The organism is Xenorhabdus bovienii (assembly GCF_024721015.1).
GTDB lineage: Bacteria > Pseudomonadota > Gammaproteobacteria > Enterobacterales > Enterobacteriaceae > Xenorhabdus > Xenorhabdus bovienii.
In genome coordinates this window covers 17326-35629 of the sequence record NZ_JANAIF010000020.1, presented here as the reverse complement: position 1 = coordinate 35629, position 18304 = coordinate 17326, and the positions used below count along the sequence as shown (strand labels likewise).

General features: G+C 42.4%; 14 protein-coding genes and 1 pseudogene. 13 read left to right on the top strand and 2 right to left on the bottom strand.

Annotation, left to right across the window (positions count from 1 at the left end; translation table 11 throughout):
* The first annotated feature begins 50 nt into the window (after positions 1-50).
* The 9 genes from deoA to NXS07_RS07480 all read left to right on the top strand — a co-directional run bounded on the left by deoA (position 51) and on the right by NXS07_RS07480 (position 10763).
* The gene (gene deoA / locus NXS07_RS07520) at positions 51-1385 is read left to right on the top strand and encodes a thymidine phosphorylase (protein ID WP_258086475.1); all 1335 of its coding nucleotides are present in this window, start codon (positions 51-53) and stop codon (positions 1383-1385) included.
* Positions 1386-1468: 83 nt separating this feature from the next.
* Positions 1469-2692 (top strand): phosphopentomutase, encoded by a 1224-nt coding sequence (gene deoB, locus NXS07_RS07515; protein WP_258086474.1) that lies wholly within the window; start codon positions 1469-1471, stop codon positions 2690-2692.
* A 74-nt stretch (positions 2693-2766) separates the two neighbouring features.
* The gene (deoD, locus tag NXS07_RS07510; RefSeq protein WP_038205177.1) at positions 2767-3483 is read left to right on the top strand and encodes a purine-nucleoside phosphorylase; all 717 of its coding nucleotides are present in this window, start codon (positions 2767-2769) and stop codon (positions 3481-3483) included.
* 729 nt (positions 3484-4212) lie between these two features.
* Positions 4213-4740 carry a fimbrial protein gene (locus tag NXS07_RS07505; RefSeq protein WP_258086473.1) on the top strand — a complete coding sequence of 176 codons (528 nt, stop codon included), beginning with the start codon at positions 4213-4215 and terminating at the stop codon, positions 4738-4740.
* Between the two features lie 564 nt (positions 4741-5304).
* Entirely contained in the window at positions 5305-8007 is a 2703-nt protein-coding gene (locus NXS07_RS07500; RefSeq protein WP_258086484.1) for an outer membrane usher protein, read from the top strand.
* Positions 8008-8132: 125 nt separating this feature from the next.
* Positions 8133-8891 carry a fimbria/pilus periplasmic chaperone gene (locus NXS07_RS07495; protein ID WP_038197990.1) on the top strand — a complete coding sequence of 253 codons (759 nt, stop codon included), beginning with the start codon at positions 8133-8135 and terminating at the stop codon, positions 8889-8891.
* A 109-nt stretch (positions 8892-9000) separates the two neighbouring features.
* Positions 9001-9564 carry a fimbrial protein gene (locus tag NXS07_RS07490; RefSeq protein WP_038218622.1) on the top strand — a complete coding sequence of 188 codons (564 nt, stop codon included), beginning with the start codon at positions 9001-9003 and terminating at the stop codon, positions 9562-9564.
* Positions 9565-9630: 66 nt separating this feature from the next.
* Positions 9631-10467: an MrpH family fimbial adhesin gene (locus tag NXS07_RS07485; RefSeq protein ID WP_038205166.1), complete on the top strand. Its 837-nt coding sequence runs from the start codon at positions 9631-9633 to the stop codon at positions 10465-10467.
* A gap of 17 nt (positions 10468-10484) precedes the next feature.
* Entirely contained in the window at positions 10485-10763 is a 279-nt protein-coding gene (locus NXS07_RS07480; RefSeq protein ID WP_038197986.1) for a helix-turn-helix domain-containing protein, read from the top strand.
* A 391-nt stretch (positions 10764-11154) separates the two neighbouring features.
* Here the strand turns inward: NXS07_RS07480 and NXS07_RS07475 are convergent.
* Both NXS07_RS07475 and NXS07_RS07470 read right to left on the bottom strand, forming a co-directional pair.
* Positions 11155-11690: pseudogene (locus tag NXS07_RS07475) on the bottom strand (tyrosine-type recombinase/integrase).
* A gap of 232 nt (positions 11691-11922) precedes the next feature.
* Positions 11923-12585 carry a YtjB family periplasmic protein gene (locus NXS07_RS07470; RefSeq protein ID WP_038225074.1) on the bottom strand — a complete coding sequence of 221 codons (663 nt, stop codon included), beginning with the start codon at positions 12583-12585 and terminating at the stop codon, positions 11923-11925.
* A gap of 116 nt (positions 12586-12701) precedes the next feature.
* On the opposite strand from NXS07_RS07470, the gene serB reads away from it, so the two are divergent.
* The 4 genes from serB (at position 12702) to NXS07_RS07450 (ending at position 18291) form a co-directional block, all read left to right on the top strand.
* On the top strand, positions 12702-13679 hold the full coding sequence (gene serB / locus NXS07_RS07465; protein WP_258086472.1) for a phosphoserine phosphatase: 978 nt from the start codon (positions 12702-12704) through the stop codon (positions 13677-13679).
* Between the two features lie 46 nt (positions 13680-13725).
* A complete protein-coding gene (gene radA, locus NXS07_RS07460; RefSeq protein ID WP_038205160.1) occupies positions 13726-15111 on the top strand; it encodes a DNA repair protein RadA in 1386 nt (461 codons plus the stop codon).
* Positions 15112-15668: 557 nt separating this feature from the next.
* Positions 15669-16895, top strand: coding sequence for a multifunctional transcriptional regulator/nicotinamide-nucleotide adenylyltransferase/ribosylnicotinamide kinase NadR (nadR, locus tag NXS07_RS07455; protein ID WP_038218627.1), 1227 nt, complete (start codon positions 15669-15671; stop codon positions 16893-16895).
* Between the two features lie 670 nt (positions 16896-17565).
* On the top strand, positions 17566-18291 hold the full coding sequence (locus NXS07_RS07450; RefSeq protein ID WP_038205156.1) for an ATP-binding cassette domain-containing protein: 726 nt from the start codon (positions 17566-17568) through the stop codon (positions 18289-18291).
* The last annotated feature ends 13 nt before the right edge of the window (positions 18292-18304 follow it).

The following is an 18304-nucleotide window of genomic DNA, read 5'->3' as shown; positions in this document are numbered from 1 at the left end:
AGAGTGCATTACTGCCATTCTTTTCAGATAATGATGATTGGGAGGTCGCTTTGTTTCTGGCACAGGAAATTATCCGCAAAAAACGTGACGGTCACCGGTTGAGTGAAGAAGAGATCCGTTTCTTTATTAACGGAGTTCGTGATAATACCGTTTCTGAAGGGCAGATCGCAGCACTGGCGATGACCATTTATTTCCATGATATGACGATGGAAGAGCGTGTGGCACTGACTTTGGCAATGCGCGATTCCGGTACGGTTCTGGATTGGAAAAAATTGAATTTACATGGCCCGATCGTAGATAAACACTCGACGGGCGGTGTCGGTGATGTGACCTCCCTGATGCTTGGGCCGATGGTAGCCGCCTGTGGGGGCTACATACCGATGATATCAGGACGTGGTTTGAGGCATACCGGGGGAACGCTGGATAAATTGGAATCCATCCCCGGTTTTGACATCTTTCCTGATGAACAGCGCTTCCGTGACATTATCCGAGATGTGGGTGTTGCAATTATCGGGCAGACCAATTCGTTGGCACCTGCGGACAAACGTTTTTATGCGACTCGTGATATTACTGCCACCGTTGATTCCATCCCTTTGATTACGGCCTCTATTTTAGGCAAAAAACTGGCTGAGGGATTGGATGCGCTGGTTATGGATGTGAAAGTGGGCTCTGGAGCATTCATGCCGACTTATGAACAGTCAGAACAACTGGCAGAATCCATCGTTAGCGTTGCTAATGGTGCGGGTTGCAAGACAACCGCGTTGTTGACGGATATGAATCAAGTTTTGGCCTCCAGCGCCGGCAATACGCTAGAAGTGCGTGAAGCCGTCCAGTTTCTGACTGGAGAATACCGTAATCCTCGGTTATTTGAAGTCACTATGGCATTGTCTGCGGAGATGCTGGTATCGGGTAATCTGGCGGCAGATCGTGCCGAAGCACGCCGTAAATTGCAGGCGGTGCTAGACAATGGCAAGGCGGCTGAAACCTTCGAGCGTATGGTGGCAGCACAAAAAGGCCCGATCGATTTTGTCGAAAATTATGCTCGTTATCTACCGGCTGCCTCTTTTAGCAAACCGGTGTTTGCTGGGCAAAATGGCATAATTACTGAAATGGATACGCGGGCATTGGGAATGTCCGTGGTTGCATTGGGAGGGGGTCGCCACAAGGCCACTGATCCCATTAATTACAGTGTGGGGCTGAGTGATATTGTTGCACTTGGTGCAGAAGTGAACGCAGATACTCCTCTGGCAATGATTTATGCCAATAACGAAAATGATTGGCAGGAAGCGGCGGAGGTCGTGCGTAAGTCCATCGTTTTGGGAATTGATGTGAGTACCGAAACAAAAGCCGCCACACCGATGGTTTACCGCCACATTGATGGCTAAATCATCATGAATAATGAAAATAGATTTTAACAGCCGACAGTTTCCGCATTGATAGCGTGAATTGACTGACGCAGGAGAAAATTATGAAACGTACGTTCATCATGGTATTGGATTCCTTTGGCATCGGTGCGAGTGCAGATGCAGAGAAATTTGGTGATAAGGGATCTAACACTTTAGGGCATATTGCAGAGCAGTGCGCTCGTGGTGAGGCTGATATCGGCCGCAAAGGGCCATTGCAGCTGCCAAACCTGAGCCGTTTGGGGTTGGGTAAAGCAACAGAGGAATCCAGTGGGATTTTCCCGATAGGTTTGGATCAGGATGCTGAAATTATTGGGGCTTACGGTTATGCGAGTGAACTTTCTTCTGGTAAAGACACTCCATCAGGCCACTGGGAAATTGCAGGTGTTCCGGTTCTGTTCGATTGGGGTTATTTCCAGGAATTAGACAACAGTTTCCCACAAGAATTGCTGGATAAACTGGTTGAACGCGCTAATCTGCCGGGCTATCTGGGTAACTGTCACTCTTCCGGTACGGTCATTCTAGATAACTTGGGCGAAGAGCACATGAAAACCGGTAAGCCGATTTTCTACACCTCTGCGGATTCCGTGTTCCAGATTGCCTGCCATGAAGAAACATTCGGCTTGGATCGGCTGTATGAACTCTGTGAAATTGCTCGTGAAGAGTTGAACCTAGGTGATTATAACATCGGCCGTGTCATCGCCCGTCCATTTGTGGGTGACAAGGCTGGCGATTTCCAGCGTACCGGCAATCGTCATGATTTGGCGGTTGAACCCCCAGGGCCAACCGTACTGAAAAAACTGGTTGATGAAAAACAGGGTGAAGTTGTTTCTATTGGCAAAATTGCAGATATTTATGCTAACGTCGGTATTACCAAAAAGGTCAAGGCAACGGGAATTGATGCATTGTTTGACGCTTCACTGGTTGAAATGGAACAGGCTGGGGATAACACCATCGTATTTACCAACTTTGTTGATTTTGACTCCTCTTACGGCCACCGTCGTGACGTAGCAGGCTATGCAGCGGCGTTGGAACTATTTGACCGTCGCTTGCCAGAAATGCTGAAAATGGTTAAAGAAGATGACATTCTGATCCTGACGGCCGACCATGGTTGTGACCCAACCTGGCCGGGTACGGATCACACTCGTGAGCACATTCCTGTGCTGGTTTATGGGCCGAAAGTTAAACCTGGCTCATTAGGGCATCGTGAAACATTTGCTGACATTGGTCAGACAGTGGCGAAATACTTCGACCTGACGCCAATGGATTACGGTAAAGTGATGTTCTGATTTTCTCAGGGCAGCCAGTGGGTTGCCCCGATATTCACCTATTTTGATATGTAATAAAAACAAGGAATAGATTTATGGCCACCCCACATATTAATGCTGAGATGGGCGATTTTGCTGATGTTGTTCTGATGCCAGGCGATCCACTGCGTGCAAAATACATTGCGGAAACTTTTTTAGAAGATGTCCGCCAGGTTAACGATGTTCGCGGTATGCTGGGTTTCACCGGTACTTACAAAGGTCGCAAGATCTCTGTCATGGGTCACGGTATGGGGATTCCATCCTGCTCTATTTATGCTAAAGAGTTGATCACCGATTTTGGTGTTAAAAAGATTATTCGTATTGGTTCCTGTGGTGCAGTCAGCCACGATGTCAAAATCCGTGATGTTGTGATTGGTATGGGAGCCTGTACTGATTCCAAAGTAAACCGCATGCGTTTTAAAGATCATGATTTCGCGGCGATTGCTGACTTTGATTTGGTGCGCAATGCAGTCGATGCCGCTAAGGCGAAGAATATCAACGCTCGTGTCGGTAATATTTTCTCAGTCGATCTGTTCTATACACCAGATCCACAAATGTTCGATGTAATGGAAAAATATGGCGTTCTGGGCGTTGAAATGGAAGCGGCGGGAATTTATGGTGTAGCGGCAGAATTTGGTGCTAAGGCATTAGCAATCTGCACCGTTTCTGACCATATCCGTACGGGTGAACAAACCTCTGCAGAAGAGCGTCAGACAACTTTCAATGACATGATTGAAATTGCGCTTGAATCAATTTTGTTAGATGATAATTAAAAAATTATAAATAGTTTTACTATTTAATTAAAATTAAAGGCCCTTTCTATTATTGGAAAGGGCCTTTTTATTTATTAAGCCTTGTGTTGGTGTGTTCGGTTTTTTTAAAGATATTTTTTACTTATTCATTTAATAGGCATTTCCTTTCGGACTAATTTGCTTAAAAAATGAATGAAAAAATTAAATTTAACAAAATTAGAACCATTTATTCTTAGTAATATTTTAAATTAATAATTAGCTTGATAATTATTTTAATTAGGTGGGTATTTTGGTTTTGTTTTAACTAAAGGTATAAATTCCATAATAAAAACCATAGTTTAGGCTTAGGGCGATATAATAAAATATTTTTTTCTTCTAGAGTGAAAAAATTGAATGATAAAGCAACGCAAACTAAGATCCTAAATTACTGATCGTTGCTCGATATAACTCAGGGTAATAATCCAAATTTAAAAAATTATTAGTAAAATATACTACTCATTCCACGTACTTTTTTACAAAAACTCATATTTTATATGAAGTTAACGCGGATCTTTAGTTTTATTACCTGAAATTTGACTTAAGGCTCATTATGTAGAATGATATTGCCAGTTTAGTTTATTTTGACCTGTTATTAATTACGTCAAAAAACTAAATAATCATTCGCCTAAGTGTCAGAAATTAATTTCTGTGCTTCGGCTTCCTGTTGGCTATGAGTATCTATATTTTTAAATTAAAGGTAAAAGTTAAATTATGAAACTTAATAAATTGGCGATGGTTCTGGGTTTTGGTGTCGCTTTGACGGCTGGTGCGGCAAGCGCAGCTAACCAAGGTAGCGGAACAGTTAAATTCAGCGGTTCTATTATTGATGCACCTTGTTCAATCAAAAACACTAATATTGACGTTGATCTGGGCGCGGTTTCTAGCCATATCCTGAAAGATGGTGGCCGTTCAGCATCGAAAGCGTTCAAAATTGAATTACAAAACTGTACTGCTGAAACCAAAAACGGTGTGAAAACAACTTTTACTGGCGCAGAAGCTGATGAGAAAGGTTTATTAAGCATTGAAGGAACTGCAAGCGGTGCTGCAATCGCTATCACTAATGCGGGTAATAAGATCATTCCTCTGGGTACAGAATCAGATAAATTTTCTCTGCACGAAGGTAGCAATGATCTGAATTTCGCCGCTCATCTGAAAGGCCTGAAAGATGAAACTGGTAAAGGTGAAGCGAAACCAGGTGACTTCACTGCCATCGCAAACTTTACTTTAAACTACCTGTAATATTATGAGTTAACGGGTAATTTTTAGTCATTGAATATCAGGAAACTAACTGCCTATTGTTATTATAGGTTTCCTGATAATTGATAGCTTATTCAGGGTATTTCTCGGATATAACACGTTAGCAGAACATTACTACAATATGATGTAGCAGGATCTGTTTTGTTGATTTAAGTTAATATTATTGAAAATTAAGTCATCAATGTGTGCCATTAACGGAATTATCTATGATAGACGTAAATTGAAATACCCTTTTTTATTTATTTAACCAACGGCATTCTCTCTAATTGGCTGTACTCGGAAAATCAGGCTTTTAGCCATTTTAATGTAATTTTAATGGCATACCTGTAGTGACATTTTTCCTCTACTTCCCGCTGTACGGTAAAATCAGTAAAGCACAAAGAAGAGAAAGCGTGAGATATTACGGATAAGCAGGACATATGGCTACCTCTGTGACACCAGTATCGGTCGAGATCTTCAATTTAGATCGATGAAATTTAATAATGCCATGTATCAGGTGAGAAGCCCTATATTCTCACTCGTTTGGCAGCATCAGGCAGCGGCTAAATTCAATTTGGATTATTAACGATTCATCGTTCAGAGGGTGCTATGGCTTTGTTTTCAAATTCCATGAATCATCATTTTTCAGCTATTAATATAAAAAACAACATTAATAAAGAGAACATCGCTAATAAAAAAACAATAGATAATAAAGCGAAAGTCGTTAATAGAATAAAAACAGTCCGCTTAAAAAATAGAATTAAACCTCTTTCGGCATTGGTATTGTTTGCACTGGCGGGTATGCAAACAGCATATTCTAATCCATCAATTGAATTCAATATCGACGCGCTGGATGTCGGTGAACGTGCCAATATCGATTTGGATAAATTCTCCCGCGCAGGCTATATCATGCCTGGTAACTATATTATGGGTGTCCGGATGAATAAAAATGAATTTCCGGACATGTATTCGATTGATTTTACCCCACAACCCGATGACCCCAAAAGTAGCGAAGCCTGCATATCCCCTGAATTGGTGAAGCAAATAGCACTGAAACAGGAGTGGGCAGAAAAATTAGGTTGGCAGAATGATGGAAAGTGTCTTGATCTCGGCAGTTTGCCAGGCATGTCAGCCAGAGGGGATCTGGCAACTTATACTCTGTATTTAATTGTTCCGCAGATCTATCTGGAATATGACTTACCGGATTGGGATCCGCCTTCCCGCTGGGATAACGGTGTACCTGGAGTATTGTTTGACTATAACGTCAATGCGCAGACATCTAAACCCACCCATGGCAGTAGCAACCAGCAGGTGAGTGCCAACGGAACAGCAGGTATGAATGCGGGCGCATGGCGTTTTCGGGCTGATTGGCAGGCTAATTATAACCGGACAAAAAAAAAGGATACTAAGCAGGGAGCTTCTGGAGAAAGAGAGCGTGACTGGGATTGGAGCCGTTACTACCTGTATCGCGCCATACCTCGCCTTCAGGCTCAATTGACTTTTGGGGAAGATTATCTGAATTCCAATATTTTCGATAGTTTCCGTTATACAGGGGTTAGTTTGGTGACGGATGACAATATGCTGCCGCCAAACTTGCGTGGATACGCCCCCGAAGTTTCTGGCGTAGCGAGAACCAATGCCAAGGTTACTGTGCGCCAGCAGGGGCGAGTGCTGTATGAAACTCAGGTCGCTCCCGGCCCGTTCCGCATTCAGGATCTCAGTGATGCAGTAACGGGAAATCTGGATGTTAGAGTAGAAGAACAGGATGGTGGCATACAGGAATTTCAGGTTAATACGGCTACAGTTCCTTATCTGACTCGCCCCGGACGCGTGCAGTATAAATTGGTCGGTGGGCAATCGACCAATGACAAACATCGTCGAGAAGGGCCCGCGTTTGGGTTGGGCGAATTCTCCTGGGGGATTAATAACGGCTGGTCATTGTATGGCGGATTGCTGGGAGCAGGGGATTACAACGCCTTATCTCTGGGGATAGGTCGTGACTTGATGATGTTTGGTGCGCTGTCTTTTGACATAACGGAATCAAGGGCAAAACTACCGAAAGAGAATAAAACCTTTACGGGTGGTTCATATCGTCTCAGTTATTCGAAACGTTTCGAACAATATAATAGTCAGGTGACCTTTGCGGGGTATCGTTTCTCCGAGCGTGATTTTATGAGCATGTCGCAATATATCGACCGCCGTTACCGCGATGTTAACTCTGATAGTGGAAAAGAACTTTATACCCTGATTTTCAGTAAACAATTTAAGGATCTTGGTCTTAATACCCATTTTAACTATAGCCATCAGACCTACTGGAACAGGCCAACAAATGATCGTTATAACATCTCGCTGTCCAAATATTTGGATATTGGGCGTTATAAAAATATCAATGTGAACTTATCCGCCTATCGCAACAATTTTGACAATAAAAAAGATGATGGCGTGTATCTGAATCTGTCTATTCCGTGGGGAGAGAGCGGAACACTTAGCTATAACGGTTTGGCCAATCGTCAGGGTAATTCGCATATGGCTGGTTATTTCAACCGCATTGATGAACGAAATAACTATCGTATCTCTGCGGGTAGCAGCATCGGTGGTAAGGCTGCCGCAGATGGTTATTACACCCATTATGGTGATAAAACGTTGCTGTCTGCCAGTGCCAGTTATCAGGATGGCGGGTATACCTCCGCAGCACTTGGTCTTCAAGGTGGAGTGACCGTGACAGCAAATGGCGCAGCATTGCATCGTATCAATCTTCCTGGTGCCACTCGCCTGATGGTGGATACGGAAGGGGTTAGTGGTGTGCCCATCAGGGGATTTGGCTCTGTTGTTCATACAAATCACTTTGGTAAGGCAGTGCTAGTGGATGTTAATCACTATTACCGCAATTCTGCAAACATCGATTTAGACAATTTGCCGGATAACGTAGAAGCCCTGCGTTCTGTGCAACAGGCAACCCTGACGGAAGGCGCGATTGGTTATCGGAAGTTCCAGGTGATGTCAGGATTTAAAGCGATGACCGTTATCCGTTTGCCTGATGGTTCATTCCCACCTTTCGGTGCTTCTGTCATGAACACCGCTCAACGGGAAATTGGGATTGTCAGTGATGATGGGTATGCCTATCTGAGTGGAATGAATGTAGGTGAGAAATTGCAGGTACATTGGAATGGCGGGGCTCAGTGTGAAATAACTGTACCGCAAGAAATATCCGAAGCATCTTTGACTTCATTTTTACTACCTTGTCAGTTTTTAAAAGGTGAACATCAGTAAATTGCAATAAGGCAAGCCAGAAAGTTGAATTGAAGTGGCGTATTATGTTGCTGATTTAACATGGAAAGTATTGTTGTTAGCAGAGCAATCTAAAAACGAATCTCTTTGAGAATGGGCAAGTAATAATGAAAATGAAAAAAATTCTAATGGTAACCGCTATAACGGTGACAAGCCTGATGTCAGCTTATCAGGCAATGGCTGCGATGGCATTGGATCGTACCCGGGTAATTTTCAATGGGGATGTCAAGTCCGTTAGCTTGAATATTGAAAACCAGCATGTCGATTTGCCTTATCTGGCACAGGCGTGGATTGAAGATGACAAGGGAAATAAGATTAATGGCCCGCTCGTGGTAGTTCCTCCTGTACAGCGTGTTGAAGCAGGAGCGAAGAGTCAGGTCAAAATTCAGACATTACCGACAATAGCCGAATTGCCTCAAGACAGAGAAAGCCTGTTCTATTTCAATTTGCGTGAAATTCCGCCACGCAGCAATAAACCTAATGTGCTGCAAATTGCGTTACAAACCCGGGTTAAGTTGTTCTATCGCCCGGAAGCCGTCATTGCTCGCCGTATCGACCTTGATAACCCATGGCAGGAAAAACTCACTTTGACCCGTCAGGCAAATCAATATCTGGTGAGTAACCCGACATCTTATTACATCACCATTTCGGAAGCCTCTAATAAGGTTAATGGTAAGAATATCGATGGTTTTCAACCTTTGATGCTAGCACCCAGAAGTAGTGAAAAACTCGGGGGAGACCTCAGTGCGCTGGGCAATGCGCCAGTACTGACCTATGTCAATGATTATGGCGGGCGTCCACAGCTAACATTCAGCTGTAATGGCGATATCTGCACGGTTGCGAAAACCACAGTTGAAGAAAACTGATTGAACCTTGTGGATAACGTCCCATCAGTCGTCATGCTGATGGGAAATTTAAAGTCTCATTAACCGGATCGTGATGGCTTTCTTTGGGTAAATGTTGGGGTAAAGAGTAATGAGTCCGTTAAATATGAAGCTATCCAAATATGTACTGCCAGCCCTGTTTATTTTCGGCATTGGTGGTCAGAAAAGTGCCTATGCACAAGATAGTCTGCGCCAGAATGTCAAAATTACGCTGACTGTACTCGCTGCTCCCTGTGTGATTAAGACAGAAGATAAAGCGATGGAGGTGTATTTGGGCCGTATTCTTAACCGTGACCTTTATCAGAACCATCGCACTTCAGGCCAGCATTTCGAACTGCATCTGGAGGAGTGTGATCCCCGTGTCGCGCAAAGCCTCAAGATCAGGTTTATGGGGCCAGAGAGTCGAGCACTGCCCGGATTGCTGGCATTCGGTGCTGACAGCCGTGCTTCCGGTGCCGCTATTGGTATGGAGAGCATCGATGGCAAGCCACTTCCTTTTAACAAAGTCAGTAAATTTCCGCTCTCTCGTACCAGTAGCAGTAATGTGATCCCGTTTCGAGCGTATGTACAAGCTGAACCCCGCGCTATCCAGCAAAATAGGATTGGTGCTGGTGCATTCAATGCAATTGCGACCTTTGAAGTCAGTTATGAGTAATTATGCTGACTTATTTTTCGCTCACAATTTTTAGCCAGAGTTTGATGCTATTTAGGGGAATAAATTATGCGCCATATTAAGAAATCACTGATGAAGTTCGTAGCATTGTTGTTTTTCTTAAGTGCCTCATATGCCTATGGGGGCGCTTATGTTATGGCGGTTGATACTCAACCATTAGGTAATCAGGCTGTCACGACCATGGAAATTATTGCCTGGACAGAGGAAGAAGGAATACCAAACCCTTGTTATGGCAGCAGTCAATGCTATGTCGGGCCTGATGTTTTTTATAATAATGGCAATAAACCAGGTATGTATGGTTCCTGCATTGGAGCAGGTGCGTGTTTGGATGATGCAAATCGATACCTTACAACTGCAGATGTAATGCGGGCTTATAAAAGGAAACTGGGTATTCCTTTTAGAACAAGATTTACCATCATGAGTAAGGAAGCTGATTGTGTAGGGTTGTTTTACTCCTATGGAACATCTCCAGGTTATGGTTCAGCGGAAAAATTTCCTAATTCCACTTGTGGTAAGTTACCCCCCCCAAATCAGAATTGCTCTATTTCTGTGCCTTCTGAAATTGCTTATGGCGCATTAAAAGCATCAGATGTCAATAATGCGACGCGTTCGATCACGGGGCAGGTGAAATGTGCTCTTGAGGGAAGCTTCCGATTAGAAGGTTTCTCAACGAATAGAGAAGCAAAAATTTACTTGGATTCGAACAGACAGATGTATACCACACTGCAGATTAATGGGCGGGAAGCAATGGAAGGGATGAATTTGAAAGCGAAAGGAAGAAATCAACCGGAAAACTTCACACTGACATCCATATTGCGTACGAGCACACCACCAAAAGCCGGTAAATATGAAGGAATCGCAGTAGTTTTATTAAGTTATAATTAATTGAGAGTAAAGATATTATGCGAGTCAGTATGCTGGTAGGAAAACGAATCCAAATGAAAAGGAAAGAAGCTGGGATGACAGTAGCAGAGCTGGCGGACAGAATCAGCGTTAGTCAGCAGCAATTGTCACGTTATGAACGGGGAACCAATAAAATCAGTCTGGAACATTTGGTTGATGTTTCCATTGCTTTGAAAACGCCTGCTGATTGGTTTTTGGAAGATTGCTTCAATAAAACGCAAGTCCATGTTAAGAATCAATATGCCTTTGTGGCAGAGACAATCTTGGACTTATATTGATATCAGATAGAAAAAGAGTGAATAAACCGAGAAGTCAAAGCCATTCCTGTTCGGAATGGCTTTTTTGCCAGGAATATCCATCAGATAATACGTGACCTAAATACGGTATTTGGTTAACAATTAGTACCAAACTGTTAACCCGTCAATTATCCTACTTTTTACAATCCGTTTATTTTCATTTCATCCGAAAGAATCAAAGTAATAGTTTGATTACACTATAGAAAGTAATCTCTTCTTTTTATGTGTCATATCCCCCTTACTCCATCATCAAAATTTTCCTGTTTTTCTACTTCGGTGAATACTCATTTAAATTGTTTTATATCGAAAGTAATATAAATTAAAACCATTAATTATGTTGGAATAATTAACTTAAAAAATAGAAAAATTAGGACTAATCATCTTCAGTTAACAGTTTGGTACTAATTGTAGACAATTTTCGTTTTCCTCTTTCCTGCCAGATAGTCCCGAAACGACCCGCATTACTCGCAGTATAACGTACAGTATGGCGAATATTCCGATGCCCTAAATAGTCCTGAATCAAGCGGGTATCCACGCCATTGTCCGCCAGCGCGTAGCCGCAGGAATGTCGTAGCATGTGCGGATTCGCGCAAACCGCTAAATTGGCCTGTAAACTCGTTTGTCGGATGATTTTATAAAACTGCTGGCGGGACATCCGTACCCCTGTGCGCGACAAGAATAACCAGTCATTCTGCTCACTGTTTTTGTACTTCTGACGTTGGGCAAGCCACTGGCGTATCAGTTGAACCCCCGCATCAGAAAGCTTTAGTCCAAGCAATTCAGAAACCCGGAACCATGAATAAAGCCCATAAATATCATGCATATATTTCGTTCAGCATAAGGGTGTTTTCCCAACTCTTTGAGTAGTATTTCAATCTCCGAGTGGGTTAAGTAATTACTTTTTTGCATGATGTTTGACACAGTATTTGACTCCTTACGATTATCAAAGATGCCTAATATGATTCTTGCTGATTATTCACAGACTGCAACATCAGGGTTTAGTAATAAATGATGTGATGATAAAAATACATAGTCATTTATCTGTGAAAATAGGGGGTTATGCAGAAAAAACAGGAAAGAAGACCATCTGAATTCAGTGGTTATGCTGAATTCAGATGAAATGATGAATTGGGGAAGAAGGTTAGCGTCGAGAGGTGTCGCTTTTATTTTCTCGATCCTCATCAGAGGATTTGGTATTGGCGGTCAAGAGATAAGGTGATTGCTGCCAGCGACTGGGAGTGAGTTGTAGTAAGTTATGTGCCAGAACAAACCCAATCGCCAATGCCAGCAGGATCATGATCCTGAGTAAATTCGTCGTATTATCCACCTGCTTGGCTTCTGTTTCTAGCCTGTGACTATCCAGTGTCAGGCGGAGAAAACCTTTTGGTTCATTTTTGCCGGGTATGGGGACAACGAGCTGCTGATTGAAATAGCTGCCTGATTTTTTGCCATCTAACGATAACCGGTCACGAACAGAAATTGGCTCACCGCTCCGCGCGATCTGGGTGCCATTTTCCAGATAAACACTGGCATCCAAAATGCGACTTTTGCTGGTCAGATAGTTCAGACTGGCTACAATCTTCTTATTATTAAGATCTTTGCTGCCATTCTCCATATAATCAGACAAGCTGTATGCTACCTGCTTTGCCAGAGTCTTCGCCAGATCTTCAAACTGATTTACCTGAGCCTGTTGCTGAGAACGACTGAAATAGGAGACACCCTGCAGCAGTAATACCAGCAGTGCTATACATATTAAAATAATCGCCGTCTTGTGCAGCCGAAATTTTAGTTTTGCTTTGATCATCGTTATTCCATCCATGCTTTGGAACACATCATGTTGCCAGATGCTGTATTGATAGGATAGTTTGAAAAGCATTTTTTGCCTGCCAAAATGACACGGAATTACAGGAGTCGATGTTCATGTCTAATAATCTGGCCTACCGTTACCTACCCGATGAGATCCATAAATGGCCGGGATTACCGTTATCCCTCAGTGGCGACGAAGTGATGCCGCTGGACTATCGCGCAGGGGATAGTGGCTGGTTACTGTACGGCCGCGGTTTGGATAAACAGCGTATTAGCGATTTTCAGCACCGTCTGGGAATTGCCATTGTCGTGGTCTCATCATGGCGTATTGATGATTATCAAGTTGTCCGCATTGCCGGCAGCCCTTCCCCACGTATTAAACGGTTGGCAGATGAGTGCAGCCTTGATGTCGTTCCTCTGGGGCAGATCCCACGCCTGCGTTCACCAGGTCTGTTAGTGATGGATATGGATTCGACCGCCATTCAGATTGAGTGCATTGATGAAATTGCCCGTCTGGCGGGCGTCGGCGATAAGGTGGCTGCCATCACGGAGCGCGCGATGCAGGGAGAGCTGGACTTCTCAGAAAGCCTGCGTGAACGGGTTGCTCAACTGGCAGGTGCAGATGCATCAATATTGCAGCAGGTGATGGAAACCCTTCCCCTCATGCCAGGGCTGACGAGTCTTGTCCGCAAGTTACAGTCGCTGGATTGGCATGTTGCGATTGCATCGGGAGGTTTTACCTTCTTTGCGGATAATCTTCGTCAGCAGCTACGTCTGTTTGCTGCGGTTGCTAATCAGCTTGAGGTCAAAGATGACAAATTAACGGGCAAGGTCAAAGGGCCGATTGTTGATGCAAAATACAAGGCAACCACGTTGGTACGGCTGGCAAAAGAACTGGGTATCCCACTGAGTCAAACCGTGGCAATTGGGGATGGGGCTAACGATTTGAAAATGATCCGCAAAGCGGGGCTGGGGATTGCCTATCATGCAAAACCTAAAGTGTATACGCAGGCCAAAGTAGGTATTCGCCATGCTGATTTGATGGGGGTTCTGTGTGTTTTGAGCGGTGGTTTAAAACACGAAGAGCGTTAATGTGAGTTTTCTGGCCGCCAAAGGCAGCCATATAAGGGAGTACAGAGTGGCAAAAGCAGTAAAAAGGGCATTTGTCTGTAACGAATGTGGCGCGGATTATCCCCGCTGGCAGGGGCAATGTACCGCATGCCACGCATGGAATACCATTACGGAAGTGCGTTTGGCTGCCGCTTCATCTTCCCGCAGTGAGCGTTTCAGTGGCTACGCGGGAGAGGTCAGTATCAGCAAAGTGCAGAAACTCGCTGAAATCAGTCTGGAAGAGTTGCCGCGATTTTCGACCGGGTTTAAAGAATTTGACCGTGTGCTGGGTGGTGGCGTTGTACCCGGCAGCGCGATTTTGATTGGTGGTAATCCTGGTGCGGGGAAAAGTACTCTGCTATTACAGACCATGTGTCAGTTATCTGAACAGATGAAAACGCTGTATGTGACAGGGGAAGAATCGTTGCAGCAGGTGGCGATGAGGGCACATCGGTTGGGATTACCGACGGATAAATTGAATATGCTGTCAGAAACGAGCATTGAACAAATTTGTCTGATTGCCGAACAGGAACAGCCTAAACTGATGGTGATCGACTCTATTCAAGTCATGCACATGGCGGATATTCAATCTTCACCGGGCAGTGTCGCACAGGTCAGAGAAACTGCGGCTTATTTGACGCGGTTTGCGAAAACGCGTGGTGTGGCCATTATCATGGTTGGGCATGTGACAAAAGATGGCTCTCTGGCGGGACCAAAAGTGCTGGAGCACTGCATAGATTGCTCGGTAATGCTGGATGGTGAGGCGGATTCCCGTTTTCGGACTCTGCGCAGTCATAAAAACCGTTTTGGTGCGGTAAATGAGCTGGGTGTGTTTGCCATGACCGAACAGGGATTACGGGAAGTGAGTAACCCTTCAGCGATTTTCTTGAGCCGAGGAGATGAGGTTACGTCGGGAAGTTCCGTGATGGTCGTATGGGAAGGTACCCGTCCTCTGCTAGTGGAGGTTCAGGCGCTGGTTGATCACTCCATGCTGTCCAACCCGCGTCGCGTCGCTGTAGGGCTTGAGCAAAATCGACTGGCGATTCTACTGGCTGTTTTACATCGGCATGGTGGTTTGCAAATGGCTGACCAAGACGTCTTTGTTAACGTCGTTGGGGGGGTGAAAGTGACAGAAACCAGTGCTGACCTTGCGTTATTGCTTTCTTTGGTTTCCAGTTTCCGTGATCGCCCTTTGCCTCGTGATCTGGTGGTATTTGGTGAAGTTGGTCTGGCAGGGGAAATACGCCCCGTTCCCAGTGGTCAGGAACGCATTTCAGAAGCAGCCAAACATGGCTTTAAACGCGCTATTGTGCCTCACGCTAACATGCCGAAAAAAGCATTGCCAGAGATGAGAGTGTTTGGTGTCAAAAAATTGGCAGATGCACTATCTGTGCTGGATGAGTTGGATGACTGATTAAGGATCTGTCTGATTGCCTGCTATCGTCACGTTGACTGTGGCAGGTCATCAGACACTTTTTCAATAACTGTCCCATTTTTTTCTAATATCTTGGTTTTTAGGAAATTCAGTTTTTACATCCGACTCAAATAAATATGCGAAATTTTGAGTGATATTTTTATTCATTTAATCTAAATAAAAAATCAGCTAGTGGGACGTTATACTGCTCAAATTTTCCTACTTTTACCGAATTAAGTTATTTATCTATAATAAATACCCTGTGAAATTACAGTGGGATTTAATTCAGAAAATAACGGCATAAATTTCATTGTGGTTCAGCAAAATTTCACTTATTGCATTCAATAATGAGTTCTTTAATTAACTTTTCGCTTAAACTAATAATTTAATATTTGTTTGTTTTATTTTATGAATATCTTAAATTATTTAATTTTAAATACTTTTAATGGTTGGGATAACAAGATTTTATCCCAAAATACTAATAAACAACCAATTTTGTTTTTACCTTTCACAACAAGCGTGTTATTTTGTTTAGTATACTAAACATAGGGGGTTTTATGGGGCAATTTGACTACTTGAAAGAAGCTATTAAACAGGCGAGTTACACATTGCAGCAAGTGGCTGATGCCTGTGGAATGACAAAAGGCTATTTGAGCCAACTTATTAACGGCAAAATAAAGAGTCCGAGTGCGCAGAAACTGGCATCTATTCATCAATATTTAGGATTAGCGTATCCCATGGAAAAGAAAACCGTCGGTGTGGTGTTTGGTAAATTTTACCCGTTGCATACTGGGCATATTTATTTGATCCAGCGGGCATCCAGTCAGGTCGATGAATTGCACGTCGTCCTCTGTTATGACGAATTGCGGGATCGTGAATTGTTCATCAATAGTTCTATGTCTCAGCAACCCACAGTCAGTGACCGCCTGAGATGGCTTTTACAAACATTCAAATATCAAAAAAATATCCACATCCACGTTTTTGATGAACATGGCATGGAGCCTTATCCGAATGGCTGGGAAGTATGGAGCCGGGGAGTGAAGGCATTCATGGCAGAGAAGAGCATCAATCCTGAATATATCTATTCCAGTGAAGCGCAGGATGTAGCATGTTATAAAGAATATTTCGATATTGAAACTATCCTTATTGATCCACAACGTTCATTCATGAATATCAGCGGCAGCCAGATACGGCAGGCACCTTTTCGCTATTGGGAATATATTCCAACAGAAGTGAAGCCATTTTTTGTGCGCACCGTGGCAATTCTGGGTGGTGAGTCGAGTGGTAAATCCACACTGGTAAACAAGTTAGCCAATATGTTTAACACAACCAGCGTATGGGAATATGGGCGAGAGTACGTGTTCTCCCACTTGGGAGGGGATGAAATGGCTCTGCAATACTCAGATTACGATAAAATTGCATTGGGACATGCACAATATATTGATTTTTCAGTCAAATATGCCAATAAAGTTGCTTTTATTGACACTGATTTCGTGACGACACAGGCATTTTGCAAGCGTTATGAAGGAAAAGAGCATCCCTTTGTACAGGCGATGATTGATGAATATCGATTTGATCTGGTTATTCTGTTAGAAAACAACACCCCGTGGGTGGCTGATGGGCTGAGAAGTTTAGGTAGTGAACGGGAACGTAAAGAGTTTCAGCAGTTACTTGAGAGTTTGTTGAAGAAAAATAACGTCGATTATGTTTGTGTCAACTCAGCGGACTATGATCAACGTTTTCTGCGCTGTATTGAATTAGTTCAACACATGTTAATGGCGTAACTAACTTTTATATATAAAAATAGTTTTAATTTATATTATTATCATAATTAATTCATGATAATCTATTTTCTACAGTGATTCTTAGCATTATTGTTTTTTATTCTTAACTAACTTTAATTAAATGTTTCTTGTGGTTATTTTTACAATAGTAATAAAATAAATTGTGATAATAATATTTTTTGATGCTTGAATTCTATCGTTTTGACTTGAATTGTAGAGAAATAAATCATTTAATGAACAGACCTATTGACTTATTTATATAAAATTTATTAGTTATTAACAAACCCACAGATATATTAGGTGTTTTACCAAAAATGGAGATAATGTAAAGAAAATATTAAACTACGGAAGTAACCATGATGATTTTTTCCTTATTATCTAAATGGAATAAAAATAGAAAAATTTATGCTATTTTTATTTGGATTGTATTTCCTTAGGCATAATTAATATTGTTAAATTTTTATTCTAAGATTAGGAAATATCTTATTTATTATATGCTCATTGTAAATAATAATTGACATAATATGAGTATATCCTTATCAGGATGTTTCACATATAAACTATTTTTATTTGTACAATATCTAATGGATATTAGTAGTATCACAAATGAATCTAGGCAGCATATGTTAAGGAAAAAGCTTTAATCTTTTAACCTAATTGTGTTGAGAATATGAACTTAAATCAATTTAAATCGATTGAGGTTATCAATATTTCATATGGTTTGACTGATAATTCAGTTAATCATGAAATGATTTCAGATATCACATTTTCTATTATACCAGGTGAAATTACTTTGATAACAGGACCGAAAGCATCGACCAATAGCACATTGCTATCGATTGCATCGGGTATGTTACAACCAGATCAAGGAGATGTATTAATTAATAATAACAAGTTGAAACTAATGAATGATATCGAATTGGGAAAGTTTCATTATGAAAGTAGTGGGTTTATTTTTCATGACTTTAATTTATCCAATAAACTGACGCTCTTAGATAACTTGTTATTATCAACTTCTTATGGATTAACACTTTCTAGTGAGCAAGCGACAAAAATCGCGCAGAAATCATTGGATATTGTCAAATTGGGTCATAAGAGCCGTTATTACCCTGGCGAGCTATCTGAAAATGAAAAACAGCTGGCTGCGATGGCAAGAGCAATAGTCAGAAGACCTGAATATCTATTTGCCGATGATCCGACGCGTAACTTGGGCCATAAGGAGTTTCAGATGTTCGTCGATATCTTTAAATTTATTGCGCACGAACAAAAAGGTACGGTTGTGATTGCTTCTCAAGATAACCGCCTGGTTCAATACGCTGATAGCATGATTACGTTAGAAAGAGGGAAGGTTGTTAAGACTTATGAATCCTTTCAAGAAAAAAGAGTGATGGTGTAGTCGTTATATCCCA

What these genes read in the sequence shown, in the direction of transcription:
- deoB (WP_258086474.1), top strand. Translation starts at nt 1,469, where the DNA reads ATGAAACGTACGTTCATCATGGTATTGGATTCCTTTGGCATCGGTGCG.
- deoD (WP_038205177.1), top strand. Translation starts at nt 2,767, where the DNA reads ATGGCCACCCCACATATTAATGCTGAGATGGGCGATTTTGCTGATGTT.
- NXS07_RS07505 (WP_258086473.1), top strand. Translation starts at nt 4,213, where the DNA reads ATGAAACTTAATAAATTGGCGATGGTTCTGGGTTTTGGTGTCGCTTTG.
- NXS07_RS07495 (WP_038197990.1), top strand. Translation starts at nt 8,133, where the DNA reads ATGAAAATGAAAAAAATTCTAATGGTAACCGCTATAACGGTGACAAGC.
- NXS07_RS07490 (WP_038218622.1), top strand. Translation starts at nt 9,001, where the DNA reads ATGAGTCCGTTAAATATGAAGCTATCCAAATATGTACTGCCAGCCCTG.
- NXS07_RS07485 (WP_038205166.1), top strand. Translation starts at nt 9,631, where the DNA reads ATGCGCCATATTAAGAAATCACTGATGAAGTTCGTAGCATTGTTGTTT.
- NXS07_RS07480 (WP_038197986.1), top strand. Translation starts at nt 10,485, where the DNA reads ATGCGAGTCAGTATGCTGGTAGGAAAACGAATCCAAATGAAAAGGAAA.
- NXS07_RS07470 (WP_038225074.1), bottom strand. Translation starts at nt 12,585, where the DNA reads ATGATCAAAGCAAAACTAAAATTTCGGCTGCACAAGACGGCGATTATT.
- serB (WP_258086472.1), top strand. Translation starts at nt 12,702, where the DNA reads ATGTCTAATAATCTGGCCTACCGTTACCTACCCGATGAGATCCATAAA.
- nadR (WP_038218627.1), top strand. Translation starts at nt 15,669, where the DNA reads ATGGGGCAATTTGACTACTTGAAAGAAGCTATTAAACAGGCGAGTTAC.
- NXS07_RS07450 (WP_038205156.1), top strand. Translation starts at nt 17,566, where the DNA reads ATGAACTTAAATCAATTTAAATCGATTGAGGTTATCAATATTTCATAT.